Consider the following 24,905-nt stretch of genomic DNA (forward strand, 5'->3'; position numbering starts at 1 on the left):
ATTCAGGGCTCGGCATAGAGCACCGCGCCATGGATGTCCCAGCTCAGAAATCCCCATTTGTTCGAAGGCGTGTGCGAATAGAATATCATCCGCGCCGCGCTATCGACCAGGAAATTGCCCGAGGCGAAGCCGTATTTCTCCGGGTCGGCCGCGCCGAAGGTGTTGGTGACGGCCGCCGGCGCGCGAACGATCGGATTATATACGGTAGGCGCAGTCAACCGGCTCCGGGACGCGAGGAGATGTCCCGCGATATCCGACTGCCCCTCGAGCAAGCCGGTCAGGAAGCTGACACCCTCGTTGATGACGCCGTAGCTGGCCTGGCGCATGTCCGTGACGAACTCATAGGTGCCGCCGGGCCCGGGCGCCGCGGGCGTGGTCAGATTGGCACCCACCCAGGGACTGATCGAGGCCAGCGCCAGGATCCGCTGCCCGCGGGGTGTGGAGAAGCTGCCGTCATAGAGCTCTCCCGCGCTGGGCGCCGAGGTGAATTCCCCGATCACGAAGGTCGATCCGGCAGGCCCGGAAAGCTGGACTCCCTCCTGCCAGGTCGAGATCGCGGCTGCTGCCGTCTTCTGGGCGCTCACCCAGGTACGCGTCGCCGTGGTGGCCGTCACGCCGGAGAGCGTAACGCCGGTCGCACTGTCCACTGCATAGGCCCGCGCGCTTGCCCCCGTGCCGCTGACGACACTGACCGCCAGTCCCACCGCACGGCCGGTACCGGCGATTGTCCGGAGGCGCTCGCCATTGGCTTCCCAGTAGATATACTCGTCTCCACCGGTCGTCTTCTGGACCACCAGCACGCGCCGGCAGCTCTTGAGGCGCCCGACATGCGCGGGCCGCTCGGAGATCCACACCGACGGCCACTGCCCGCCGCCAGCGTAGCGCCGGATGTTCGAAGTAACCAGCCCGCTGGGCGATGAAGCCGGCGCGCCGCGCTGAAGCGGATTGACCATGCATGCGGCCGAAATGCTGGGAGCGCCGTCCTTATATTCGGTGGTAAAGCTGAACGACGTGTTCGGCACCAGCGCCGTGATCCGAAACGACGATTGGAGCAGGGCGGTATCCGCAGGTGCGTTGAACCAAATGAGGTCACCTACCGCAAGTTGGTCGGTGAAGTTCGTATAGGCCGTCACGTTACGCGAGCCGGTGGTGTAACTCGTCACGCTGATCTGGTTCATCGTGCCGGTCATCTGGTCGTTGAGCATCGTGACCATGGAATTGGCGTCCTGGATGCAGAATTGCGGATCCGGCCATTCGTTGGCCGGGATGATGAATGGGGGTGGGGTCGTCATGCCATGCTCCTTCCAGCTCTGCCGCGGCACATTTGCCTCGACAGGAACATTTCAAGAACATTCAAGATCCTACATTGCAACAGCCACAGGCCGGCAAGACCATCCCTAGCGCCAACGTGTCTTACCCTATCATCACACCCTTGACGCAGCCATGGCTACAAATGTAGCGTCACGGCAAAAGGGAGATACCATGCAGCAGAACGCCCCCGCCCTCCGCCTCAACCGCCGCCGCCTCCTCGCGCTGATGCCCGCCGCGGCCGGCGCCACGCTCCTCCTCCCCGGCCTGGCGCGCGCGGCCGTCGCCGCGGATCCGGTCCAGGCGCTGGTCGATGATTTCGTGGCGAGCGGCAAGGCGCCCGGCGTCTCGGTCGCCGTGATCCGCGACGGCAGCACCCACTTCTACAATGCCGGCGTGATCTCGCGCACCACCAACGCCCCCGCCACCGAGCACGCCGTCCACGAGATCGGCTCGATCTCCAAGACCTTCACCAGCCTGCTCCTCGCCCATGCGATCGAGGAAGGCCGCGCCCGGATCGACGACGATGTCCGCCGGCACCTGCCGCCGGGATATGACAATCTCGTCCGCGACGGCCGCCCGATCCGCCTCGCCGACCTGGTCACCACCACTTCGGCGCTGCAGGACAATCTGCCCGACTGGAGCGGCTTCTTCGGCAAGGTGCCGCCCGAACAACTCCTCGTCGAGGTGTCGAAGCTGCTCAAAAGCTATGACCCGGCAAATTTCCTCACCGATCTCAAGACGGTAACCCTGCTCGACGTGCCCGGCCGCACGCCGCGCCACAGCAACACCGCCTCGCAGCTCCAGGGCGTACTGGCCGAGCGCATCTATGGCGCGCCCTATGACGCGCTGCTCACGCGCTTCGTCGAGAAGCCGCTCGGCATGCGCGCCGGCGGCGGCGCCGTCCCGCCCGGCCTGCTCGTCACCGGCTACAGCAGCAAGGGCGTGGAGGCGCCGACGCTCGACATGCCGGCGATCCGCGCCGCGGGTGGGCTGCGCTATTCGGCGGTGGACATGGCGCGCTACGTCGCCGCCCACATCTCTGCAGGCGATCCCGCCATCGCCCGCACCCACCGGCCGCTGTTCGGCACGCCCGAGACGAGGGCGGTCGGCTTCCACTGGGTGATCGCCAAGACCGCCGACAGCCAGACCTATCTGCGCCATTCGGGCGGCACCTTCGGCCAGTCGAGCTATTGCGACTTCTATCCGGCCCGGCGCTATGGCGCGGTCGTCCTCGCCAACAGCGCCGCAGCGCAGGACACGAGCCAGGCGCTCGCCGACGCCATCCACACCGCGCTGTTCGGCCCGCCGCTCGGCCTGAAGGCGCTGGAGGCGGCGCTGGAGCGGAGCAACTATGCCGACGTGCCCGGCACGATCGCCGCGACCAGGGCGCGCTTCCCCGACCTGCACCTGACCGAGGACCGCATGAACAACTGGGGCTACCGCCTGCTCGGCACATCGCCCCGGGCCGCACGGGGCATCTTCGCCTGGAACGCAGCGCAATTTCCGGACAGCTGGAACACGCATGACAGCCTGGCCGAGGCGATCGCGGCCACCGGCGACAAGGCCGGCGCGATCGCGGAATATCGGCGCTCGCTCGCGCTCAATCCGGCCAACGACAATGCGACGCAGATGATCGCGAAGCTGGAAAAAGCGCCCTAGGGCGGAGCGAACCGGAGTTCAGGCCACTGCCATCAGCGTCTCGCCCCGATATTTATCGAGGCCGGGATCGAACAGCGCGCTCGGCACGAATGCCTGCTCCAGCACCGCCACGTCCTTCAGCCCGTCGAGCTTGAACGTGCCGATCTTCTCCTCGCGCGGCGGCAGGCCTTCCTTGGAGACGACAACGGCATCGACATGGAGCGCATCGTGGCGCGTGTAGAGGATATGCGGGGCGAGGATCATCGCGGTGCGATTATAGGTCGCGGCCAGGCATTTCTGGCGCACGATCCCTTCCAGGACCATCGGCGTGATCGGCGCGGGAGCGGCAGGCGGGTCGGCTTCGTGACTCAAGAACATGCGCCCTTATGGCAATTCCTGCTGCGGCGCAGCAAGACCCCAGCTTCGGATATGGCATTCTCGTTGCCATCGGATCGTCGCATCGCCCCTGTCCTCTCCTGCACCCGCGCCGCGGGACCGCGCGCGGCTTGCAAACCATCCAGAGCCCGACAGGTTGCATCATGCGGCACGGCCCGCCATCCCTGCGCCGAAACGATCCGCCTCGCTCCCTTGCGGTTCCGCCGCATCGGCGCCGTCCGTTCAGCACGGCTTCACGCGCATGTCCGGAACGTTTCAGCGTCCCTGGCCGTATGGGCCTTCGGGAAGGAGAAGACACAATGAAGCATCTGGTAACCCTCGCCGCAGTCGCTGCGGCCAGCCTGGCGGTCGCGACGCCGGCCATGGCGCAGCGCGGCCCCGTCTACGGGCAGGACGAGGAGGCCCGCTTCGACGCCGCGCAGCAGCGCTTCGAGCGGGAATATGATCAGTTCCAGCAGGCGCTCGAGCGGTATCGCGCCTACAAGTCCCGCCCGGTCGTCGCCCCGCCGCCCCCGCCGCCGCGCGGCGGCTATTACGATCCGCGCGACGAGGAATATTATGATGCGGCCCGCGACTATCGCGCGCCGCCCCCGGGCTATCAGGAGCGCGTGCTGACGCAGGACGATCGCATCTATCGCGGACAGGACGGCAAATATTACTGCAAGCGCTCGGACGGCACGACCGGCCTGATCGTGGGCGCCGCGGCGGGCGGTCTGTTCGGCAACGTCATTGCCGGCGGGCGCTCGAAGACGGTGGGCACGCTGCTCGGCGCGATCGCCGGCGGTGCGCTCGGCAGCTCGGTGGACCGCGACCAGGTCCGCTGCCGCTGACCCGATCGGAGGCCCCGTCGCCGCGGCGGCGGGGCCTCCGTAGCTTTCCCGATGGGGACAGCTCCTGAGCCGCGACTTCACGCCCGTGCAGGCATGATGGGCCGATATGGGGGATATGAGGAGTCGCGCCATGCCCGTGGACCGCGTGCTGCGGCAGCACGGCCATATCCTGGCCAATGCCGATGCGCTCGAGGCGCTCGTCTCCGGCCCGCGGCCCGCAAGCATCGAGGGGCTGGGCTTTCGGCGCTGGCTGTTCACGCGCGACCTGCTGATGCATTTCGCCAGGATGGAGGGCCAGGTCTATGGCCCCCTCATGGACGAGGTGGGCGGCGAAGTGGCGCACATGGCCAGCCATGCGAGCGCGGAGACTGCCGCCCTGGTCGCCGATTTCCGCGAGCACGTCACCCGCTGGCACGGTTTCCCGAGCGAGGCGCAGTGGGGCATCTATGCCCGCTCGACTCGCTGGCTGACGGCGCGCATCCGCGAGCGGCTCGAAAGCGAGGCGACCGATATCCTGCCGCTGCTCTCCCGGCTGCCCGTCGACGATCAGGGCGCCTGCCCCGGCAAGCCGGACCATCGCTATGTCGCGGATGCGTGGGAAATTCGCGAGCTGATCTTCGGGGCGAAACCGCGCGTCGAACCGCCCCGAGTCGGATCAGTGCCAGAAGATCAGGATCAGAAGGATGATCGGAATCGGGATGCCGAGCAGCCACAACAAGATGCCCTTGCCCATATAAAGCCTCCAAGTATCTGGTTTCGATTGCGAAAATAACCAACCGCACACGATGCGGGTTCCACTGGAACCCGGCGGCGGGTTGAGGCACTGAGCAGGTGGATGACCGATGGCCTTCCCTTGCCGCGCCGCACGCTCGCCATCGCCGCCGTCTCCTTCGGTACGGCGCTGGTGGTGATCGACGGCGCGATCGCCACCGTGGCGTTGCCCACCATCGCCAGGGACCTGCACGTCGACAGCTCCGCGGCGGTCTCGGTCGTCACCGTCTATCAGCTGACGCTGGTGATGCTGCTGCTGCCCTTTGCCGGGCTGGGCGAGCGGATCGGGCTCAAGCGGATGTACCAGGCCGGGCAGCTGGTCTTCACCGTGGCGACGGTGCTGTGCTTCTTCGCCGAGAGCCTGCCGTTCCTGCTCATCGTCCGCGCGGCGCAGGCGGCGGGCGCGGCTGCGGCGCTCAGCGTCTCCTCGGCGCTGATTCGCCGGATCTATCCCGCGAAACATCTGGGCCGTGGCCTCGGCATCAACTCGGTGGTGGTGTCGAGCTCGGCCGCGCTCGCGCCCACCATCGGCGGCTTGGTGCTGGCGGTGGGGCCCTGGCCCTGGGTGTTCGCCTCGGCAGTGCCCTTCGCCGTCGCCAGCCTGTTGTTCGGCCGCGCCCTGCCCGACACGCCCGCGCGGGACGAGCCGTTCGACGTGCTGGGAGCGTTGCTGTGCGCCGGCATGTTCGGGCTGGTGATCGGCGGCCTGGAGAGCGCCGTGCATGGCGACAGCCCCGTCGTCTCGGCGGCGGTGGTGGTCGCCGGCGCGGTGATCGGCCTGTTCTTCGTCCGCCGCGAGATGCGCGAGCCCAAGCCGATCCTGCCGGTCGACCTGCTCACCCGGCCGGTGCTCGCCCTCTCCGTGGTGGGTGCCTATACTGCCTTCATCGCCACGATGACGCTGCTCCTGTCGCTGCCCTTCCGGCTGCAGCATGGCTATGGCTTCGCCCCGTCCGAGGTGGGCGCGGTGATCGCGCCCTGGCCGCTCACCACGATGATCGTCGCACCGCTCGCCGGCTCGCTGTCGGATCGTTACCCCGCCGGGGCGCTGGGCGGGATCGGCATGGTCATCGCAGTGGCGGGACTGCTCTTCCTCGCCTTCCTGCCCGTGGATCCCAGCTGGTTCGACATTGCCTGGCGCATGTCGCTCACCGGGGCCGGATTCGGCATGTTCCTCTCGCCCAACGCCCGGCTGATCATCGGCTCGGCCCCGATCGATCGCGCGGCAGCGGCCGGCGGGCTCATCTCCACGACCCGGATGGTCGGGCAGACGACCGGCGCCACGCTGGTGGCCGCGCTGCTTGCGATCGGCATCGGCGGCGGCACGGTGCCGCCCCTGGTGGCGGCCGGCCTCGCCGCCATTGCCGGCCTGTGCAGCCTGGCGCGCCTGCGCCCCGCCATCCGCAACCCGCGCTTCGCCGAGACCGAGGACGTCCAGCCCGCCAAGCTGCGCTGAAGCGGCAAGCGGCATGCCCGGCCCCGGCGTCGACGCGGAATTCCCGGCTGATATCTCTACTTGGCCCTTCGCACGCAATCGCGCGTTGCGGTGGCCCCGCGGAAGCGCCTAGAGGCCCTTGCATGGCCGCCGAAGCAACGCATCCGTTCGCCGTTCCCAATTTTCGCCTCTATTTCCTCGCCCGGCTCTCGACGACGCTCGGGCAGATGGCGATGGTGATCGTGATCGGCTGGCAGGTATACGACATCGCCCGCCGGACGATGACGGTGAAGGAAGCCGCCTTCCAGCTCGGGCTGATCGGCGTCGCCCAGTTCCTGCCGCTGCTGTTCCTTTCGCTCTTCGCCGGCTGGGTGGCGGATCGGCTCGACCGGCGCTGGATCGCCCGCGCCGCGGTGGCGCTCGAGGCGTTCTGCGCGATCAGCCTGGGCGTGCTGACCTATACCGGCACGATCGGCCTGCCCGCGCTGTTCGGCATCGCCGCGCTGCTCGGCGTGGCGCGCGCCTTTGCCAGCCCGGCGCTGAGCGCGCTCTCGCCCAATCTGGTGCCCAAGGCGATCCTGCCCACCGCGATCGCGCTGAGCTCGCTGTCCTGGCAGATCGGCACGGTGATCGGCCCGGCCATGGGCGGCTATCTCTATGCGGTTGCCGACTGGCTCTCCTACGCAGTGGCGGGCGGCCTGTTCCTCGTCTCCTTCGTCCTGCTCATGCTGATCGGCGACGTGCCGCGCAGCGCGCGCAAGTTCAGCGGCAGCCCCTGGGCGCAGATGATCGACGGGCTCCATTATGTCCGTCGCAACCGGCTGGTGCTCGGCGCGATCTCGCTCGACCTGTTCGCGGTGCTCCTCGGCGGCGCGACCGCGATGCTGCCCGTCTATGCCCGCGACATCCTCCAGGTGGGCTCGGAAGGGCTCGGCCATCTGCGCGCCGCGCCCGCGGTCGGCGCCGTCGCCACGGCGGTGTTCTTCTCCTGGCGGCCGCTGAAGAGCGACGTCGGCGTGAAGATGCTGCTGGCGGTCGCCCTGTTCGGCGTGGCGACAGTGATCTTCGGCCTTTCCGCCCCGCTGCTCGTGCCCGTGCTCGGCCCGGCCGCAGTGGGGCACGACACGGCGCCCGCGGTGATGGTGGCGCTGTTCGCGCTGTTCGTGCTCGGCGCGGCCGACATGGTCTCGGTCTATGTCCGCCAGTCGCTGATCCAGCTCTACACGCCGGACGAGATGCGCGGCCGCGTCGGCGCGGTCTCCACGCTGTTCATCTCGGGCTCGAACGAGCTGGGCGAGGCCGAATCGGGTTTCCTCGCCGCGCTGATCGGGCCGGTCGCCGCAGTGGTGGGCGGCGGCGTGGGCGCGATCCTTGTCACACTGGCATGGGCCAAGCTATTCCCGGAGCTCAGGCGGGCTCGCACCTTCGATCCTCCGGCCAATCTCGAGATTCCTCCCAAGGAGATGATGACATGAAGGCCAACACGATCCTCGAGACGATCGGCAACACGCCCCATATCCGCGCGGGCAAGCTGTTTCCGGACGCCGAAGTCTGGATCAAGTCCGAACGGACCAATCCCGGCGGCTCGATCAAGGACCGCATCGCGCTGGCGATGATCGAAGCGGCGGAGCGGGACGGCAGCCTGCAGCCGGGCGGCACGATCGTCGAGCCGACCAGCGGCAATACCGGCGTGGGCCTGGCGATGGTCGCCGCGGTGAAGGGCTACAAGCTCGTCCTGGTGATGCCGGAGAGCATGAGCATCGAGCGCCGCCGCCTGATGCTCGCTTATGGCGCCACCTTCGACCTGACGCCGCGCGAGAAGGGCATGAAGGGCGCGATCGAGCGCGCGATGGAGATCGTCGAGACGACGCCCGGCGCCTGGATGCCGCAGCAGTTCGAGAACCCGGCGAACATCGACGTGCACGTGCGCACCACCGCGCAGGAGATCCTGAACGACTTCGCCGATTCGCCGATCGACGTGGTCATCACCGGCGTGGGCACCGGCGGCCACATCACCGGCGTCGCCGAGACGCTCAAGAAGCGCTGGCCGAATCTCAAGGTCTATGCGGTCGAGCCCGAGCTCTCGCCGGTAATCTCGGGCGGCCAGCCGGGCCCGCACCCGATCCAGGGCATCGGCGCCGGCTTCGTGCCGCGCAACCTGCACACCGACGCGATCGACGGCGTGATCAAGGTCGATGCGGGCGTCGCCAAGGACATGGCCCGCCGCGCCGCGCGCGAGGAAGGCATGCTCGTCGGCATCTCCTCGGGCGCGACGCTGGCCGCGATTCTACAGAAATTGCCCGATCTCCCGGATGGGACCCGCGTCCTGGGGTTCAATTATGATACAGGCGAGCGCTATCTGAGCGTCCCGGACTTTCTTCCCGAGAGCTGAGGCACTGGAATTAACGCCGGATTAACGCTAGATTTCCCGAGTCGGGGAAAACGTCGTTTCCGGGGGGAACTTCGTGCGCAATGCAATGATCCTGGTGAGCGTCATGCTCGCCATCTATCTGGGGTGGCCGCTTGCTTTCGGGGGGAAGCAGCGCGGGCTGGAAACACCGGCCGAGGCGCGCAGCTTGGCGGCCACCCCAGTTTCCGTATCGAAACCCGTGCGAACGGCCGCACTGGTCGCCAAGCCGTCCGCGCCCGCTCGTCCGGAGAGCTGCTACAAGCGCTATCAGCGCGAAGTGAAGCTCTGCACGGGCGCCACCGCGGCGGCGTGCAAGCTGGGCGCTGCCGATCATTGGGACATGTGCGAGGCAACCGGCTTCTGGCCGAACTGAGCGCGCGTCGGACGCACTGATCCGGGCATTGCGGCGTTCCGGCGCCGCAATGGTTCCAACTTCGCGACTTCTGCGTTATGGGCGGCGACCCCATGGCGACCGTCCCTTCCTTTCCCACCGCCGGAGCATTCTCCGTCCGCGTGCCGCCAGTGCTGATGGCATTGCTCGGCCTCCTCATGCTTGCGGCGGTCGCGCTGCCCTTGTGGCTGGTCACGCATACCCCGCGCGCGGTGGTGCACAAGCCCGCGCCGGTGAAGGTATCGCACCGAGTGGTGCCGAAGACCGAACTGCCGGAAGTGGAGCCGGTCGAGCTTCAGGTCGTGACGCCGGACGACGCGCGCACCTGGAATGCGTCCATTCCCTTCTCGACCCTGCCCAATCCGGCGGCCCGGCCGTTCAATATCTACGGTGCCGAGGATAGCCGGGCCCGCGCCGTCGATTGCCTCGCTGCAGCAGTCTATTACGAGGCCGGCGACGATGCGGTGGGCGAGCGGGCGGTCGCGCAGGTGATCATCAACCGCGCACGCCACCCGGCCTTTCCCAAGACGATCTGCGGCGTCGTGTTCCAGGGCTCGGAGCGCTCGACCGGCTGCCAGTTCACGTTCACCTGCGATGGCGCGATGCTGCGCTATACGCCCACCGCCACCGCCTGGGAGCGCGCGCGCTACATCGCCCGCGCCGCATTGACCGGCTCGGTCTACAAGCCGGTGGGCCATGCGACGCATTATCACACCGACTGGGTTGTTCCCTATTGGAGCGCCAGCCTCGAGAAGATCACCGAGGTCAGCACGCACCTCTTCTTCCGCTGGACCGGCTGGTGGGGCACGCCGCCGGCGTTCAACCGCACCTATGCGGGCATCGAGCCCAATATCGCGCTGATGGCCCGGCTGTCGCCCGGCGCCTTCCAGAGCGATCCCTCGCTCGAAACGCTGCTGCCCGGCGCGGTCGGGACCGACGGCGCCTTTGTCGATCCCGCATCGATCCCCCAGAGCGCCGTTCCCGCCCCGATGGCGGCCGAGGGCGGCGACTCGAACAACTTCATGCTCACCTTGCCCAAGGGGATCAACCCGGACGCGTTCGCGGCGCTGGCCATCCGTACGTGCGGCGAGCGGCCCTATTGCAAGTTCATGGCCTGGGCGGATGCGAAGCAGACTCCGGCCAGGTTGCCGCTCTCCAGCGCCCAGGTTTCGACCATGTCGTTCAGCTATCTGCGCGACGAGACGCAAGGCTTTGCCAAGGCGTTGTGGAATTGCGGCCAGTTCCGCCGCCCGAGCCCGGTCCAGTGCATGCGTGCCCAGATCCCGGCCGAGGCAGCGCCCGCCACCGTCGCCCCGCCGATCCCCGGAGCCACTCCCATTGCCGCCCCCGCCCCGCTCGCCGGCATCCGCCGCAAGGCCGAGGTGGCGGCACCGCCCGCCGGCACGCCTGCACAGGACAAGGCCATGGTGAGCCTCACCCTGCCCGCCCCCAAGCCCTCGCCGACGCCGCGCCCGACGCCCGAACCGCGCTAATCGCCTCGGGCCGTGAGCGCCCGGGCCAGCGCGAGCGCGGAATCGAACGGAACGTCGCTCACATCGGGGCGATGCCAACCGCTCGCGCCCGCCGTATCCACCGTCACCGTCGCCACGCCCAGCCGGCGTTGCAGCCAGCTGCGGCGCACCGTGAGCGTCTGGATCGATTCGATGGGCACGATCCAGTCGCGCTGCGAGAGCACGCCGCGCATCACCTGCAGGCTGGTGTCGCGCAGCGCATAGCGATGCCCGGCGCGCTGGAAGATCGCCAGGATCACCGGCGCGGGCGCCAGCAGCAGCCCCCACCACAGCGGCGACAGGAAGAAGCCGGCAATGCCCGGGACCAGCACGATCGGCATGCCGTGGTGGATCGCGAAGCGCAGGATATGGGCCGGTGCCACCGGACGCAGCCCCGGGCGCTGAAAAGGCGGGAGCGGCGTGGCGGCGACCACCTGTGCGGCCTCTTCCGCCGTGGCGAACGGCGCCATTTCCTGGCGGCCCGCCCGGTCGGCGCTGCCGCCGAGCGTCTGCACCTCGACGCTGTTCCAGCCCAGCCGCCCGCTGATCGCCCCGCGGCGGACCAGGCCCAGCTGGATGCGGCGATCGGCGATGACCACTTCCGAGCGCGTGAGCAGCCCCCGGATACGGCGGAAACGGCCCGATTCATGCGTGAGCGTGAAGCCATAGTCCTTGAGCAGCGTGCGCGCCACGCCGGCGATCAGGCACAGCAGCAGGGCCATTGCCAGCACCAGGAACAGCGCGAGAATGCTGAATCGGGCGAAAGCGAAGCGCTCGGCCTCGCCGAACAGCTTCTCCCAGTCGAGCTTCAGCACCCGGTCCAGCGAATGGATCGCGCCAAAGATCGCCGCGATCCAGATCATCGAGAAGCCGAACACGCCGCACAGCAGCACCCGGCCGAGCGACATGGCGAAGACGATGCGGCGCCCGGGCTGCACCGGCGCCTCGGCGCCCGCCCGTATTTCGGCGACCGGCCGATGGCCGCGCAACAGGGCGCGGAGGCGCTCCGCCTCGGCCATGGAGACGCTGTCGAGCCTCGCCTCCTCGGCTTCGCCACCGCCCGTCTCGAGCTTGACCACCGCCAGTCCGAAGACGCGGGCAAAGGGGCTGCGCTCGATCGACACGTCCTGGATCCGGCCGCGCGGTATCGACCGACGGCGGCGCTGGAGGACCCCGTGCTGGATCAGCACCTCTTCCGCGCCGATCCGGTAGGTGAAGCTCCACCAGCCCAGCCAAGTGGAAAGGATCACCGCCGCCGCAATGGCCGCAAAGGCCCCCAATGCCAGCGCCGGGTGGAACTCGCGCCCCGCAAAGCCGAGAATCAGCGGCGGGAGTATCACCGTGGAAGGCGCACGCTTCACGAAGCGCATGATCACGGTGAGGATGTGGAGCCGTCGGGGCGCGGCGCCGGGATCAATCATGTTGCGCGCCGCCGATGCGCTCGCGGATCGCGTCGCGGATTTCCTCTGCGGTGGAGCGGGCGATGCCGGGCAGGATCACCACATTGGTATCGGTGCCCGCCGTGTGAAGGACGAGCGTGGCGACCCCGAACAGCCGCTCCAGCACGTCCTGTGCCACGTCGATATGCTGGACGCGCAGCGTCGGAACGATCGTGTGCACCCGCGTCCACAAGCCATGTTCGACATGAACCTCGCCGCCGGTGAAGGCATAGCCCCAGCGCCGCCAGCGCCGCCCCGGCGCGAAGCCGGCGATCCACAGGGCGACCAGCAGCGCGGGCGCGAGGATCGCTCCGGGCATCGGCAGTTCCGGCACGAAGAATTCCCCCGCGACCGCCGCCGCGAGCAGGATGAGCGCGGTGCGGACGGCGCGCAGGCGAATCACGTGAAGCTGCCCGCGCTCGAGCGGCATGAGCGGAACGATGGCCAGGGTCATGAAAGGAGTATCACCGAGTGTCTTATTTCACTCAAGCACTAGCAGTGCCGGAGCAGGGCGAAGTTTCCGGAATTCGCGCAAGGGGCCAGGCGCCCCTTCCTCTCGGCACGCCGATTGCGCCCCGTCTCGGGATGTGCAGCCATTCCGGAATCGAATTCCGAGTGCATCCAACGCATAATCGGATGAAATCAAAGTATAGATCGACGAATCTTCACGCATATGCGCAACAATTTGCGATGCCTTCCATGGTTTTACAACGGCAATTACAGAAAATTCCGGAATAATTTCCGCACAGGGGGAAAAAGCCGAAACGGATATGCTCTCGATCCGATCGATTGACAGGCCGAACGCCTCACTTGGCTTTCATGAACGAAGCGATTATCTTGCGTCGTCGGGAGACCGAGGGGGAATTATCGCGTGTCCGAACCGCCACCAACACGCAAGCTCACGATCATCGCCAAGGATCCGGGACTGCGCCTGGGGCCAGGGGGGCCGATGGCGTTCGTGGAAGTCAGCGTGCCCGCGGAAATCCTGGCCAAGGGGCCGACCGGCTATCGAATCAAGGTCGTCGACTATAACGCGACCGAGCGACGCACCTATCTGGACCAGCAGGAATATCAGGCCGGCGACGGAATGCTGGTCGATCCGTTCGCGCCCCTCCCGGGTGAGACGCGAGAGGATCCGGCCTATCAGAAGCGGCTGCTTGCAGACCCGAACTTCCACGCGCAGAACACCTATGCGATCGCGATGCGCACGCTGGGCGCCTTCGAGCGCGCCTTGGGGCGGCGGGTGAGCTGGAGTTCCGGCGGCCACCAGTTGCACATCGCGCCGCACGCCTTCGCCCAGGCCAATGCCTTCTATTCCGAGCCCGACCGGGCATTGATGTTCGGCTATTTCTTCCGGCAGGACGGCCAGCCGGTTTTCACCTGCCTGAGCCACGACATCGTCGCGCACGAGACGGCACACGCGCTGCTGGACGGCCTGCGGTCCCGCTTCAGCGAGCCTTCCGGCCCCGACCAGGCAGCGTTCCACGAGGGCTTTGCCGATATCGTCGCCCTGCTGTCGATCTTCTCCCTCAAGCCTGTCGTCGCCGCCGCGATCGGGGAAGACAGCCGTTTCGTCGACGCGGACCGCACCATCCGGCTCGTCGCGGTCGGCAAGCTCACCGCCGACGCGATCCGCAACTCGATCCTGCTCGGCGTGGCCCGCGAGGTCGGCGAGGCGCTCGAAACCGGCCAGCGCGGCGCGCTTCGCCGCTCGGTCGAGCTCACTCCCGAAGCGGCCCACCTGCTCCACGGCGAAGTGGAGGAACATGCGCGCGGCGAGATCCTCGTCGCGGCGATGATGAACGCCTTTGTCGAGCTCTGGAGCGAGCGGATCGCGGAGCTCGGGCGCTTCGCGGGCGACAGCTACAATCTGGACGCAGTCGTCGAAGAGGGCGCGAAGCTCGCCGGGCACCTGCTCAACATGGCGATCCGCGCGCTCGACTACTGCCCGCCGACCGATCTCGATTTCGGCCAGTATCTCAGTGCGCTGCTCACTGCCGACCGCGAACTCGTCCCCGAGGACGAATGGGGATATCGCACGGTGATCCGCACCATGTTCGAGCGATACGGCATCCGCCCGCAGGGCGCCACCTGCGACGCCGAGGGATGCTGGCAACGCTACCCCGCCGACGGCAGGCTGACCTATGCCCGATCGAACTATCAGGCGATGACCCGAAGCCGGGACGAGCTGTTCCGCTTCCTCTGGGAGAATCGCGAGACGCTCGGGCTCAGCCCCCGCGCCTATTCCGAGGTGATTTCGATCGACCCGGCAAGCCGGATCGGCCCCGACGGCATCGCGCTGCACGAGACGGTCTGCCAATATGTGCAGCGCGCCGATCTGTTCGGTGCCGAATTCAAGGCCGTGCTCGGCACCGAGCGGCCGGAGGGCATGCGGAGCAGCGACCGCTACACCGCCTATGGCGGCGGCGTGGTGATCCTCGATCAATATGGCCGAGTGAAATATCATATCGCCAATCGGCTGGAGGACGCCGAACGCCAGCTGGCACGCGCGCAATATATGGTCGATACCGGGCAGATCGGTGCGCCGGCAGCGCCCGACCGGCTCCGCTTCGCGGCCCTTCACCAGCAACGCATGGGAGCCTGAACATGCCAGCCGCTCCGGAAACCGCGACGATCTATGCCTATCAGGTCGGCTTTGGCGACTGCATCCTTGTGCGCTTCGCCTATGCCGGCGGCGCACTGCGCCACATGCTGATCGACTTCGGCACGACCGGCTTGCCCGAGCATGCCGAGAAGACGCAGATGCTCCAGGTCGCCCAGGACATCCAGGGAAAGGTGCGCGAGGGCGATCCCGACCGGCGCCTCGACGTGCTCGTCGCCACGCATCGCCATGCCGACCATATCAGCGGTTTCGCGACCAGGGACGGCGTGGGATCGGGCGACGTGATCCGCGCGCTCGACCCGCGCTTCATCGTGCAGCCCTGGACCGAGGCCCCGGAAGCACCCCTTGATTGGGAAGGGCCCGACGCCAGCGTCACCGGACAGGCATTGCGGCAGCGCCGTGCGTCGCTCCAGGCCATGGAGGATGCCGCCGGCACGCTGGTGGCCTTTGCCGACGCCCAGGCCGGGCACCTTCCCAAGGCGCTGGCCGAGCAGCTCCGCTTCATCGGGCAGGACAATCTCTCGAACCGATCGGCGATCGACAATCTGCGGACGATGCCCGGCGAGAAACGCTATGCCTATCATGGCTGCGACCTGGGGCTCGCCTCGGCGCTTCCGGGCATGGACGTGCACGTCCTCGGCCCGCCCACGCTGCGGCAGACCGACACGATCCGCAAGCAGCGCTCGAGCGATCCCGACGAGTTCTGGCAACTTGCCCCGAAGCGCCTCAATGACGCGCTGGCGATCGGCGACGAAGGCAAGCTCCTCTTCCCGAACGCCAGGCATCGGCTGCGCTCGAAGCCCCTGCTCGAGCATCGCTGGCTCCAGGATCGGATCGATGCCGCCAATACCGAGATGCTGGTCGGGCTGGTGCGCGCACTCGATGCGCAGATGAACAACACCAGCGTCATCCTGCTGCTCAAGGCCGGCTCGAAGACCCTGCTATTCCCGGGCGATGCGCAGATCGAGAACTGGGCCTATGCGCTGCAATCGGACATGGCATCGCTGCTCGACGACGTCGATCTCTACAAGGTCGGCCATCATGGCAGCCGGAACGCCACGCCGCGCAGCATGTGGCGCCGCTTCACCAAGAAATCGGACCGGAGCGGCCCCGGCCGCCTGACCTCGGTGCTGTCGACCAAGCACGGCAAGCATGGCAGCGAGGACCGCAAGACCGAAGTGCCCCGCCGGACGCTGGTCACCGAGCTCGACGCGCAGTCGAATCTCTACTCGACCGAAGCGCTGGAGCCCGATGCGCTCTATCAGGAGGTCGTGCTGGACCTGCGTTGACCGGCGGCTATTCGCGCGCCTGCGATCGCGGTGCGGTTCCGCGCGCTTCGATGCCCTTGCGCGGTTCGAGGATCAGGGTGCGATCCTCGACGCGCCAGGACTTGAGGCGCGACAGGAAGTTCATGCCCAGCACATCGAGATCGCCGAAGCTGTCGCCCACCACCAGGGGCAAGTCGCGCGTCGATAGCGGCCCGATCGCGACATTGTCGGCCCGCGCCGGCTGCGCCTGAACCGTGCCATTGGCGGTTTCGATCAGCATCGGCGGCGCCAGGGCAGGCTTGACCTCGGCCGCCTCGGCGGTGTCGCGCGAAATGGCGGTGATCGTCGCGCCGCTGTCGACCAGCATGCGCCGCTCGACTCCGTTGATCTGCACGCGCGCCCAGAAATGCCCATCCGGGCTCATCTTGATCCGCACCGTCTCGCCCTGAACCACCTGCTGCTCATAGCCGAGCTTCTCAGAGGCGCGCGCCAGCAGCCCGCCCAGTTCCTGGCGATGATACATCACGATCACCGCAGTCACGCCGATGATCGCCCAGAGCACGAGGGTCTGCAACAGGCCGCGCAAGGTGACGCGGTGGGACGACAAGGCCTTGAGCGCCAGCATCAGCGCGCCGAGCAACAGCAGCAGCTGGATGATGCGGTCGTCACTCATATCGCAACCTCCATGCCGTCAAAGCCGGGCTCGACTCCGGCAGGCAGCGTTGCCGCGAGCGTCGCATAGTCCATCGAATTGTCCATATGGGCGAGCACTGCGCGCCGCGGCGCCAGTTCCCGCACCCAGCCCAGCACGGCATCGAGGTGCGCGTGCGTCGGGTGCGGCGCCCGGCGGAGGCAATCGACCACCCAGACATCCAGATCCTGATACAAGCTACGCATATCTTGCGTCATCTCGTTGAAATCTATGGCGTATGCCATGGATTTACCATCACTCTCGAAGCGCAGCCCCGCGGAGCTTATCCCTCCGTGCGGCTGATCCACGACGCGGATATGGATATCGCCGATCGTAATTGCATCGGGCAGCGGCGCGATCGCCACGGTCGGCCGGTAGAGCTTGCTGCCCCGGAAGGCATAGGCGAAGCGCTTCTCCAGCTGCTCCAGCGCAAAGGGCCGGGCAAGGCCGCGCACAGGCTCCCCTTGCCGCGCATGCATGATCTGCCGGAGGTCGTCGATGCCGTGGCAATGATCGGCATGATCATGCGTCCATATCACCGCATCGAGATCGGTGATCCCCGCCGCCAGCGCCTGCTCGCGAAAGTCCGGGCTGGTGTCGATCAGCACCCGGGTCGTCCGGGTCCACACCAGCGCCGAGGCGCGGGTACGCCGGTTCCTTGGCTCGGCGGGATCGCAAGCGCCCCAGTCGTTCCCGATCCGCGGCACGCCGGACGAGGTGCCGGAGCCGAGGATGCGCAGCTTCATGCCCGCGTCTTGGCGAACAGCTTGTGGAAGTTCGCGCGGGTAGCCTCCGCCAGCGCATCGGGATCCTCGCCGCGCAGATTGGCGAGGAAGCGGCAGGTGTCGGCGACGAAGGCCGGCTCCCCCGTCTTCCCTCGATGCGGCACCGGGGCAAGGAAGGGAGCATCGGTCTCGATCAGCAGGCGATCGCGGGGCAGCCGCGCCGCGGTCGCCTGCAGGTCATGCGCGTTCTTGAAGGTCACGATGCCCGAGATCGAGATATAGAGGCCGAGATCGAGCGCGATATCGGCGAACGCCCCGCTCGCGGTGAAACAGTGGATCACGCCGGGAAAGGCGCCCTTCGCCATCTCGTCGCGCAGGATCTCGGCGGTGTCCGCCTCGGCATCGCGGGTGTGCACGATCAGCGGCAGCTGGGTCTCTCGGCACGCCGCGATGTGCGCGCGGAAGCTCGCCCGCTGGCGATCCCGGTCGCTATGGTCGTAATAATAGTCGAGCCCGGTCTCGCCGATGCCGACGACGCGCGGGTGGCGCGCCTTGTCGACCAGCCTGGCGGCATCGATGTCGGGATGCTCGTCGGCCTCGTGCGGATGGATGCCGACCGAGGCCCAGACGTCAGGCTCGCGCTCGGCGACGCCGATCACTTCGTCCCATTCGCGCTCGCGGGTCGAGATGTTGAGCATCGCGACCACGCCGGCCGCCCGGGCACGCGCGAGCACTTCGGGCTGCTGCTCGCCCAGGCCCTTGTAGATCAGGTGGCAATGGCTGTCGGCAAGGTTCACGCGTCTTCCTTCAGCTCCAGCCGCGGGAAGATGGGGGTCGGCGGCGCGATGCGGAAGTCCCGATCCCCGTCCGGCCCCAGCTGCGCGAGCAGCTTCGCCGCCGAGCCGGGCACCACCGGCGCAATCGTGACGGCAAGACGCCGGATCGCGCGCAGCAGCGTGCCGAGCACGGCGTGCATCCGCTCAGGATCGGTCTTGCGCAGCCCCCAGGGCGCCTGTGCGTCGATATATTGGTTGCAGGCGAACACGCCGGTCATCCACAGTTCGACCCCCTGGCTGAGCGCGAGATCCTCGAAGGCGCGCGTGAAGCCGGCACAGGCGGTATCGACCTCGGCGAGAAGCACCGCATCGGCCTCCTCGGCGCGCCCGGCCTCGACGCGCCCGTCGCAATTCTTGGCGATGAAGGCGAGCGTCCGCTGGGCGAGGTTGCCGAAGCTGTTGGACAGATCGGCATTGGCACGCGTGACGATCGCTTCGTCGCTGAACGTGCCGTCATTGCCGAAGCTCACGTCGCGCAGCAGGAAATAGCGCAGCGCGTCGACGCCGTAATATTCGGCCAGCGCCATCGGATCGACGACATTGCCGACCGACTTGGACATCTTTTCCCCGCGATTGAGCAGGAAACCATGCCCGAACACCTGCTTCGGCAGCGCGATCTTCGCCGACATCAGGAAGGCCGGCCAATAGACGGTGTGGAAGCGGACGATATCCTTGCCGATCAGGTGGATGTCCGCCGGCCAGTAGCGCGCCAGCCGCGCGCTGTCGTCGGGATAGCCCGCGCCGGTCAGATAGTTGGTCAGCGCATCGACCCAGACATACATGACATGCCCGGGCGAGCCCGGCACCGGCACGCCCCAATCGAAGCTGGTACGCGAGACCGACAGGTCCGCCAGCCCGCCCTCGACGAAGCGCAGGATCTCGTTGCGGCGCGATTCCGGGCGGATGAAGTCCGGATTGGCCGCGTAGAGGTCGAGCAGCGGCTGCTGGTACTTGGACAGGCGGAAGAACCAGGTCTCCTCCGCCGTCCACTCCACCGGCGTGCCCTGGGGCGAGAGCTTCACGCCCCCTTCCCCCTCGACCAGTTCCTTCTCCTCGTAGAACGCCTCGTCGCGCACCGAATACCAGCCCTCGTAGCGATCGAGATACAGGTCGCCGGCATCGGCCATCGCCTGCCAGATCGCCTGGCTGGCCTTGTAGTGATCGGCCTCCGAAGTGCGGATGAAACGATCGGACGAGATATCAAGTTTCTCAGCCATCTCACTGAAATATCCGGACATCTCGTCTGCAAGCTCGCGCGCGGTCATGTCGCGTTCGCGCGCCGTCTTGACCATTTTGAGGCCATGCTCGTCGGTGCCGGTCTGGAAGAAGACGTCGCGGCCCTGCGCGCGCTGGAACCGGGCGATCGCGTCGGCGGCGATCATCTCATAGGCATGCCCGATATGCGGACGGCCATTGGGATAGTGGATCGCGGTGGTGATGTAGAAAGGCTCGGCCATCCGGGCGCTTTAGGCGATCACTTTCGCCGCGTCACCCCGCCTCGCGCCCTTGCGGGGAAGCATGGGCGGCGTGCAGGTTCAGCCGAACAGCTTCGCGGTCGGCACCGGCGAGTCGCCGATCGCCACGCCGGTCTTGCGTTCGTGCACCTTGCGCACCGCCGCGGCGATCTCCTTGTCGATCGCTTCCTTCTGTCGGGCCGGCAGCTTCTTGTAATCCTCTTCGGAAAGGTCGTGCTTCTTGAGCACTGCGTCGCGAGCGCGCTGCTCGGGCGTCTCGCTCGCGGCCTTCTTGAACGCTTCCAGGATCGCGTCGAATTTGGTGTCGCCGGCGCCGTTGGTGGCGGCCGGCTGTGCGGCCGCAGTGCTGCCGATGCCAGAAATGCCGGTGATCGCGCCCATGGAAATCCCCTCTTGCTCCAGAGGCGAGATAGCCCGCTTTGCCTAAGGCAGCGTTAAATACGCCTCAGCCGCGCAAGGATGCCGCCCATTTCGAACACGGTGGCGGAGGCGTCGAGCGACAGGCCGGCCGCGGCGCCGCTCAGCTCGCGCGCGGCGGCATAGGCATCGAGCGCCGTGCGCAGGGCATCCCCGGAAAGGGATTTCGCCCGCTCGGCAATGAAGCTCGGCGCGCGCTCGAGAAACGCTTCGTACCGCGGCTGCGCGGCCTTGGCGCCGAGCAGCTTGGCGAGACGCGCGCGGATCAGATTGGACGGATCCCCGGTATCGGCCAGCGCCGCCATCTCGCTCTCGATCGATGCGATGTCGAGCCCGGCAAAGCCCAGCGCCCGGCCCGGCGAGCCTTCGCCCGCCTTGATCAGCGCCGCGATCTCGCCCGTCGTGGCATCGGGCAGCTGGTCGCGCAGGATCGCCGCCACGTCCCCATCGTCCAGCGCCTCGAAGCGCAACAGCCGGCAGCGCGAGCGGATCGTCGGCAGCAGCCGGCCCGGCGCATGGCTCACCAACAGGAAGATCGTCCCCGCCGGCGGCTCCTCCAGGTTCTTGAGCAGCGCATTGGCGCCGCCGCGCTCGAGATCGTCGATCGCGTCGATCACGATAACCCGACGCGGCGAGAAGCTCGGCTTGGTCGCGAACAGCGCCTGGAGCGAGCGGACCTGCGCGATCGTGATCGAACGGGCCAGCGCTTCGTCGGGCTTGTCCGGATCCTTGGGCAGGCGGACGAGCTCGCGATAGTCCGGATGCGCGCCCGCCTCGATCAAGTGGGCGGTCTGGCTCTCGGGCGGCACCGTCCAGCCAGGGGCGAGCCGGTCGCGCCCCGCGGCCTCCGCAAGCATGCGCAGCGCCGCCGCCCTCGCGAACATGCCCTTGCCCACCCCCTCCGGCCCGGCGATCAGCCAGGCATGATGAAGATTGCCGTTCCGCATCGCGGCGGCCAGTGCCTCATGGGCGGATTCGTTGCCGATCAGGGCCATCGAGACCGTTCAGACCTTGTCGTCCCCGCAAGCCCGGGGACGGCGGCAAGGGAGGCGGGATCCGCTTCCGCGATCACATCCCGAACAGCGACCAGAAGCCGCGCCAGGCGCGGCCGAAAAAGCCCGCCTCGCCCACATCCTTCTCCGCCACCAGCGGCACGGTCTGCGACGGCAGGCCGGGCGAATCGACCACCAGGTCGGCGATGTGATCGCCCGCCTTGAAGCCGGCCTGGACCGGGCCGTTATAGACGATGCGCGCCTGCATCTCGGGCGCGGTGCCGGCGGGCACGGTGGCGGTCAGGTCGCGCGGGGCGACCACGCCGACGCTGCCCGACGTGCCGCCCTGCACCTGCACCTCGCCCACCTTGCGGCCCTTCTTGACCAGCGGGCGGGCCTGCCAGGCACGGAAGCCCCAGTTCATGAACTTCACCGATTCATCGGCGCGGCCGTTATAAGTGGTGAGCCCCGCCACCACCATCACCAGGCGGCGGCCATTCTGCTCGGCCGAACCGGTGAAGCCGTAACCGGCCTCGTCGGTATGGCCGGTCTTGAGGCCATCGGCGCCCTGCACCCTGCCGAGCAGCGGGTCGCGGTTCGCCTGGGTGATGTCGGCGCCGGCGCCCAGCGTCTTGCCCCAGGTGAAGCTGGTGAGCGAGTAGAACTGCTTGTAGAGGTCCGGATGATCCTGGATCGTCGCCTTGGCGAGATGCGCCAGGTCGCGTGCGGTGACATAGGTCACGCCATTGTCGGGCCAGCCGTTCGAGGTGCCGAAATGGCTGTTGGTGAGGCCCAGGCGCTTGCCCGCCTCGTTCATCCGCTGGACAAAGGCTTCCTCGGTGCCGGAAATGCCTTCCGCGAGCACGACGCAGGCATCGTTGCCCGACAGCGTGACGATGCCCTTGAGCAAATCGGAGACGGTCGGCTTCTGGCCGACGCTGAGGAACATGGTCGAACCCTGGCTATGCCATTTCTTCCAGGTCTCGGGCGTCACTTCGATCTGCTTGTCGAGCTTCAGTTCGCCCTTCTTGATCAGGTCGAAGGCGACATAGACCGTCATCATCTTCGCCATCGAGGCCGGCGGGATCCGCCGGTCCGCATCCTTGGCATAGAGCACCGCGCCGGAGGACATATCCTCCATATACGCAATCGGCGCCGGCGTATCGAACGGCGGCGGGCCTGCGGCATTCGTGGACTGGGCGGCGGCAAGCGCCAGGAACGATGCGGCAAGCAACTTCTTCATGTGATTCGTCCGGCCTTTCAGTTGGCTTGGACGCGCGCATCTCCATAGCCCGCGCCCGCGGCACGCCGCCGCGCCGCTTCGGCCTCGCCCGCCGTGGCGAAGGGACCGAGCTGGACGCGATGGAGCCCGCCACCCGGCTTTACGAAGCCGCCTAGGCTTTGGGCAAGCGCTTGTGCACGACTGGCGTTAGAAAGTGCGGCGACTTGCACGATATATCTGCCGCCGGCGGCCGGGCGGGCGGCGGGCGGGGCCGTGCGCACGGGCGCCGGCCGTGGCGCAACGCTGACGCGCGGCGGGCCATAGGCCGCCGCGGCGGCACTCGGAGCGCGCGAAGCCGCATCCGCTTGGCCAGGGGCACCGGGAAGCCGCTTGCGCAGCGCCGTAAGCAACACCGGGGGCGCGTCGGCGCGGTCCGCGGCGGGCCGGCCGGCCTGGAGCGCGGCCTTGTCCATCGCCGGCGGGTTTACCACGCGGATCCGCACGCCGATCGAATCGCCGTTCGCGCCGAGCAGCCGCGCGGCTCCTGCCGACAGATCGATGGGACGATCGGCGCCCGGGTCGGTGCCGGTGACCAGCACCAGGATCGTCCTTCCGGTGTCGAGCGAAGTGACTTCGACATAGGAGTTGGCCGGCAGCGAGCGATGCACCGCCACCACCGACTGGTCCATCGCGCCGCCGCCGCTCACCGGGCGGACACCGGCATAGCCGATCTCGTCGTAGCGCGGCGTCTCGCCCGGAGCGGGCTGGGACGATCCGCTGGGCCCAGCCGCACCGGCGGCGGGGTCGGTGAAACCGTCGGGCATCACCGTCGCGACCTGCGGCGGTGCCTGGCGGGGCCGGGGCGCCTCCTGCCGCGGCGCGGGAGTGGCCGGTGCCCTGCGGGTCGGGGTGCTGCCGGGAGCGGCATAGGAAGCGCCGGGCGCGCCCGATTGCGCCGCGGCGGGTGCGGGATCGGCCCATTGCGGCTGCGGCTCGGGCTGCACCACCATCGGCTCGGGCGCCGGCTGGGATTGCGGCTGCACGCGCGCCGGGCGCGTCCGGATCGTGCCGTCGGCGGCACGCCACGTCTCGGCGGACGCATCGTCCGGCTGGGACTGCGGCCCGCCATAGGCCTGCGCCCCGACGGAGCCCTGCCGTTGCAGGGGTTGGGCATGGCTCGGGACTCCCCCGCAAAGGGCCAGGAGCGAGAGCGCGAAGATGCTAGCGTTCGACCTCATCGGCGAGCAGGCCTACCGACAAAGCGTAAAAATTCGAGCAATTATAGTCGAGGATCACGCGATAATTGCCGGTGAGCAGATAGCCGGTCTTGCCGGGCCCGTCCGGCTCGAGCAGCGTCGCCTGGACATTGTCGCCCGGCCAGGCGCGGGTCTGCGGCACCAGGCCCAGCGCCCGCCACTCCGCCATCGTCTTCCAGCGGCTGTGTCGTTCGAACACGCGCGGGCAGCGCGGGGACCTGGTCTTGCTGGCCAGCGCGGCGCGGTTCAGATTGGCGGGCACGCTCACCGCAAAGCCCCAGGGCTGGCCCTTGCGCCAGCCGGCATTGACGAAATAATTGGCGATCGAGGCCAGCGTGTCGGGCTCGCTCGTCCAGATATCGGCCATGCCGTCCCCGTCGCCGTCCCTGGCGAGGCGGAGATAGACCGAAGGCAGGAACTGCGGCCCGCCGAACGCCCCCGCCCAGCTGCCGACCAGCTTCTCGCGCGGCACGCCGCGATCGATCATCTTGAGCGTGGCGATGAACTCTCCCGCGAACAGTTCGCGGCGGCGGCCCTCATAGGCCAGGCTGGCGAGCGCGCGCGGCAGGTCGAACCCGCCCATCACGCGACCATAGTTGGTTTCGTGCCCCCAGATCGCGACCATGATCGATTCGGGCACGCCGGTCTCGGCTTCGATCCGCCGCAGCCGCGGGCGCTGGCGCTGATAGGCGGCCCGCCCCTGGCTGATCCGCGCGGCATCGACATGCGCCCGGCGATAGGGCTCGAAATTGGAGATGGGCGCGTTGGGCGCGGTCTCCGGTTGCTGCCGGTCCAGCTGCACCACGCGCGCATTGTAGGTGAGCGTCGGGATCACCGAATCGATCGTCCGCCGGCTGACTCCCTCTGCCGCCGCCTGGCGCGAAAGCTCGCCCAGATAGGTCTGGAACCCGCTCTCGTCCTGCGCGATCGCGGGAGCGCCCACCGGCGCCGCCGCGATCACGGCCACGCCAAGCGCCAACAGGCTACGCATTACGCCACTCGATCCCCGCATGCGCTTTTTGTGCCACAGGGCGGCGGGATGCAGAACCCCCCGCCATCCGCTTTCGTCAACAAATTGTGGCGGATCGTCGCGGATCGCATTAGCGCAGGCATCGACGCGGAGAGGTGGCCGAGTGGTTTAAGGCAGCGGTCTTGAAAGCTAACGGGGGTTTCGGCCCGCTGAGCCGAAGGGCGACGAAAAAGGAACGTAGTTAGAATCGCTTAGCAGCGGGTCAGGGAATCGCTAAATGGTGGGGCAGCTTCGCCGT

23 protein-coding genes are annotated in these 24,905 nt (G+C 67.9%); 10 read left to right on the forward strand and 13 right to left on the reverse strand.

The window, feature by feature from the left end; genetic code table 11:
* Nucleotides 1-2 precede the first annotated feature (2 nt).
* The gene (locus BGP17_RS05375) at nt 3-1,292 is read right to left on the reverse strand and encodes a hypothetical protein (protein ID WP_167299072.1); all 1,290 of its coding nucleotides are present in this window, start codon (nt 1,290-1,292) and stop codon (nt 3-5) included.
* 190 nt (nt 1,293-1,482) lie between these two features.
* Between BGP17_RS05375 and BGP17_RS05380 the strand changes: the two genes are divergently transcribed.
* The gene (locus BGP17_RS05380) at nt 1,483-2,970 is read left to right on the forward strand and encodes a serine hydrolase domain-containing protein (RefSeq protein WP_286711262.1); all 1,488 of its coding nucleotides are present in this window, start codon (nt 1,483-1,485) and stop codon (nt 2,968-2,970) included.
* Nucleotides 2,971-2,988: 18 nt separating this feature from the next.
* Here BGP17_RS05380 and BGP17_RS05385 read toward each other — a convergent pair whose 3' ends face one another.
* Entirely contained in the window at nt 2,989-3,321 is a 333-nt protein-coding gene (locus BGP17_RS05385; RefSeq protein WP_380926241.1) for a hypothetical protein, read from the reverse strand.
* Nucleotides 3,322-3,644: 323 nt separating this feature from the next.
* Between BGP17_RS05385 and BGP17_RS05390 the strand changes: the two genes are divergently transcribed.
* The 7 genes from BGP17_RS05390 to BGP17_RS05420 all read left to right on the forward strand — a co-directional run bounded on the left by BGP17_RS05390 (nt 3,645) and on the right by BGP17_RS05420 (nt 10,675).
* Nucleotides 3,645-4,175, forward strand: coding sequence for a glycine zipper 2TM domain-containing protein (locus tag BGP17_RS05390; RefSeq protein ID WP_167299074.1), 531 nt, complete (start codon nt 3,645-3,647; stop codon nt 4,173-4,175).
* A 130-nt stretch (nt 4,176-4,305) separates the two neighbouring features.
* Complete coding sequence (locus tag BGP17_RS05395; protein WP_167299075.1) at nt 4,306-4,947, forward strand: hemerythrin domain-containing protein; 642 nt, start codon at nt 4,306-4,308, stop codon at nt 4,945-4,947.
* A gap of 63 nt (nt 4,948-5,010) precedes the next feature.
* Entirely contained in the window at nt 5,011-6,402 is a 1,392-nt protein-coding gene (locus BGP17_RS05400) for an MFS transporter (protein WP_167299076.1), read from the forward strand.
* 122 nt (nt 6,403-6,524) lie between these two features.
* Nucleotides 6,525-7,856: an MFS transporter gene (locus BGP17_RS05405; RefSeq protein ID WP_167299077.1), complete on the forward strand. Its 1,332-nt coding sequence runs from the start codon at nt 6,525-6,527 to the stop codon at nt 7,854-7,856.
* Complete coding sequence (cysK, locus tag BGP17_RS05410) at nt 7,853-8,773, forward strand: cysteine synthase A (RefSeq protein ID WP_286711263.1); 921 nt, start codon at nt 7,853-7,855, stop codon at nt 8,771-8,773. The genes BGP17_RS05405 and cysK overlap by 4 nt, the downstream gene beginning before the upstream one ends.
* A gap of 73 nt (nt 8,774-8,846) precedes the next feature.
* Nucleotides 8,847-9,164 (forward strand): hypothetical protein, encoded by a 318-nt coding sequence (locus BGP17_RS05415; protein WP_167299079.1) that lies wholly within the window; start codon nt 8,847-8,849, stop codon nt 9,162-9,164.
* Between the two features lie 92 nt (nt 9,165-9,256).
* Entirely contained in the window at nt 9,257-10,675 is a 1,419-nt protein-coding gene (locus BGP17_RS05420; RefSeq protein WP_286711264.1) for a cell wall hydrolase, read from the forward strand.
* Here the strand turns inward: BGP17_RS05420 and BGP17_RS05425 are convergent.
* Complete coding sequence (locus BGP17_RS05425; protein ID WP_286711265.1) at nt 10,672-12,114, reverse strand: PH domain-containing protein; 1,443 nt, start codon at nt 12,112-12,114, stop codon at nt 10,672-10,674. The genes BGP17_RS05420 and BGP17_RS05425 overlap by 4 nt on opposite strands.
* Nucleotides 12,107-12,586 carry a PH domain-containing protein gene (locus BGP17_RS05430; protein ID WP_286711266.1) on the reverse strand — a complete coding sequence of 160 codons (480 nt, stop codon included), beginning with the start codon at nt 12,584-12,586 and terminating at the stop codon, nt 12,107-12,109. Before BGP17_RS05430 ends, BGP17_RS05425 begins: the two co-directional genes overlap by 8 nt.
* Nucleotides 12,587-13,003: 417 nt before the next feature.
* Between BGP17_RS05430 and BGP17_RS05435 the strand changes: the two genes are divergently transcribed.
* Together BGP17_RS05435 and BGP17_RS05440 are read left to right on the forward strand one after the other, a co-directional pair.
* On the forward strand, nt 13,004-14,737 hold the full coding sequence (locus tag BGP17_RS05435; protein ID WP_286711267.1) for a gluzincin family metallopeptidase: 1,734 nt from the start codon (nt 13,004-13,006) through the stop codon (nt 14,735-14,737).
* Between the two features lie 2 nt (nt 14,738-14,739).
* Complete coding sequence (locus BGP17_RS05440; RefSeq protein ID WP_286711268.1) at nt 14,740-16,044, forward strand: MBL fold metallo-hydrolase; 1,305 nt, start codon at nt 14,740-14,742, stop codon at nt 16,042-16,044.
* Nucleotides 16,045-16,051: 7 nt separating this feature from the next.
* On the opposite strand, the gene BGP17_RS05445 is transcribed toward BGP17_RS05440, so the two are convergent.
* The 9 genes from BGP17_RS05445 to BGP17_RS05485 all read right to left on the reverse strand — a co-directional run bounded on the left by BGP17_RS05445 (nt 16,052) and on the right by BGP17_RS05485 (nt 24,628).
* A complete protein-coding gene (locus BGP17_RS05445) occupies nt 16,052-16,696 on the reverse strand; it encodes a retropepsin-like aspartic protease family protein (protein WP_167299084.1) in 645 nt (214 codons plus the stop codon).
* Nucleotides 16,693-17,460, reverse strand: a complete 768-nt coding sequence (locus tag BGP17_RS05450; protein WP_286711269.1) for an MBL fold metallo-hydrolase — start codon at nt 17,458-17,460, stop codon at nt 16,693-16,695. Before BGP17_RS05450 ends, BGP17_RS05445 begins: the two co-directional genes overlap by 4 nt.
* The gene (locus tag BGP17_RS05455) at nt 17,457-18,236 is read right to left on the reverse strand and encodes a TatD family hydrolase (RefSeq protein WP_167299086.1); all 780 of its coding nucleotides are present in this window, start codon (nt 18,234-18,236) and stop codon (nt 17,457-17,459) included. Before BGP17_RS05455 ends, BGP17_RS05450 begins: the two co-directional genes overlap by 4 nt.
* On the reverse strand, nt 18,233-19,732 hold the full coding sequence (metG, locus tag BGP17_RS05460; RefSeq protein ID WP_167299087.1) for a methionine--tRNA ligase: 1,500 nt from the start codon (nt 19,730-19,732) through the stop codon (nt 18,233-18,235). Before metG ends, BGP17_RS05455 begins: the two co-directional genes overlap by 4 nt.
* 78 nt (nt 19,733-19,810) lie before the next feature.
* The gene (locus BGP17_RS05465; RefSeq protein WP_167299088.1) at nt 19,811-20,131 is read right to left on the reverse strand and encodes a hypothetical protein; all 321 of its coding nucleotides are present in this window, start codon (nt 20,129-20,131) and stop codon (nt 19,811-19,813) included.
* Nucleotides 20,132-20,184: 53 nt separating this feature from the next.
* Nucleotides 20,185-21,162, reverse strand: coding sequence for a DNA polymerase III delta subunit-related protein (locus BGP17_RS05470; protein ID WP_286711270.1), 978 nt, complete (start codon nt 21,160-21,162; stop codon nt 20,185-20,187).
* Between the two features lie 73 nt (nt 21,163-21,235).
* Nucleotides 21,236-22,402 carry a D-alanyl-D-alanine carboxypeptidase family protein gene (locus tag BGP17_RS05475; protein ID WP_167299090.1) on the reverse strand — a complete coding sequence of 389 codons (1,167 nt, stop codon included), beginning with the start codon at nt 22,400-22,402 and terminating at the stop codon, nt 21,236-21,238.
* Nucleotides 22,403-22,419: 17 nt separating this feature from the next.
* Nucleotides 22,420-23,619: an SPOR domain-containing protein gene (locus tag BGP17_RS05480; protein WP_286711271.1), complete on the reverse strand. Its 1,200-nt coding sequence runs from the start codon at nt 23,617-23,619 to the stop codon at nt 22,420-22,422.
* A complete protein-coding gene (locus BGP17_RS05485; RefSeq protein WP_167299092.1) occupies nt 23,603-24,628 on the reverse strand; it encodes a lytic murein transglycosylase in 1,026 nt (341 codons plus the stop codon). Before BGP17_RS05485 ends, BGP17_RS05480 begins: the two co-directional genes overlap by 17 nt.
* Nucleotides 24,629-24,905: the final 277 nt, after the last annotated feature.

Source organism: Sphingomonas sp. 67-41 (assembly GCF_001899725.1).
GTDB lineage: Bacteria > Pseudomonadota > Alphaproteobacteria > Sphingomonadales > Sphingomonadaceae > Sphingomonas > Sphingomonas leidyi.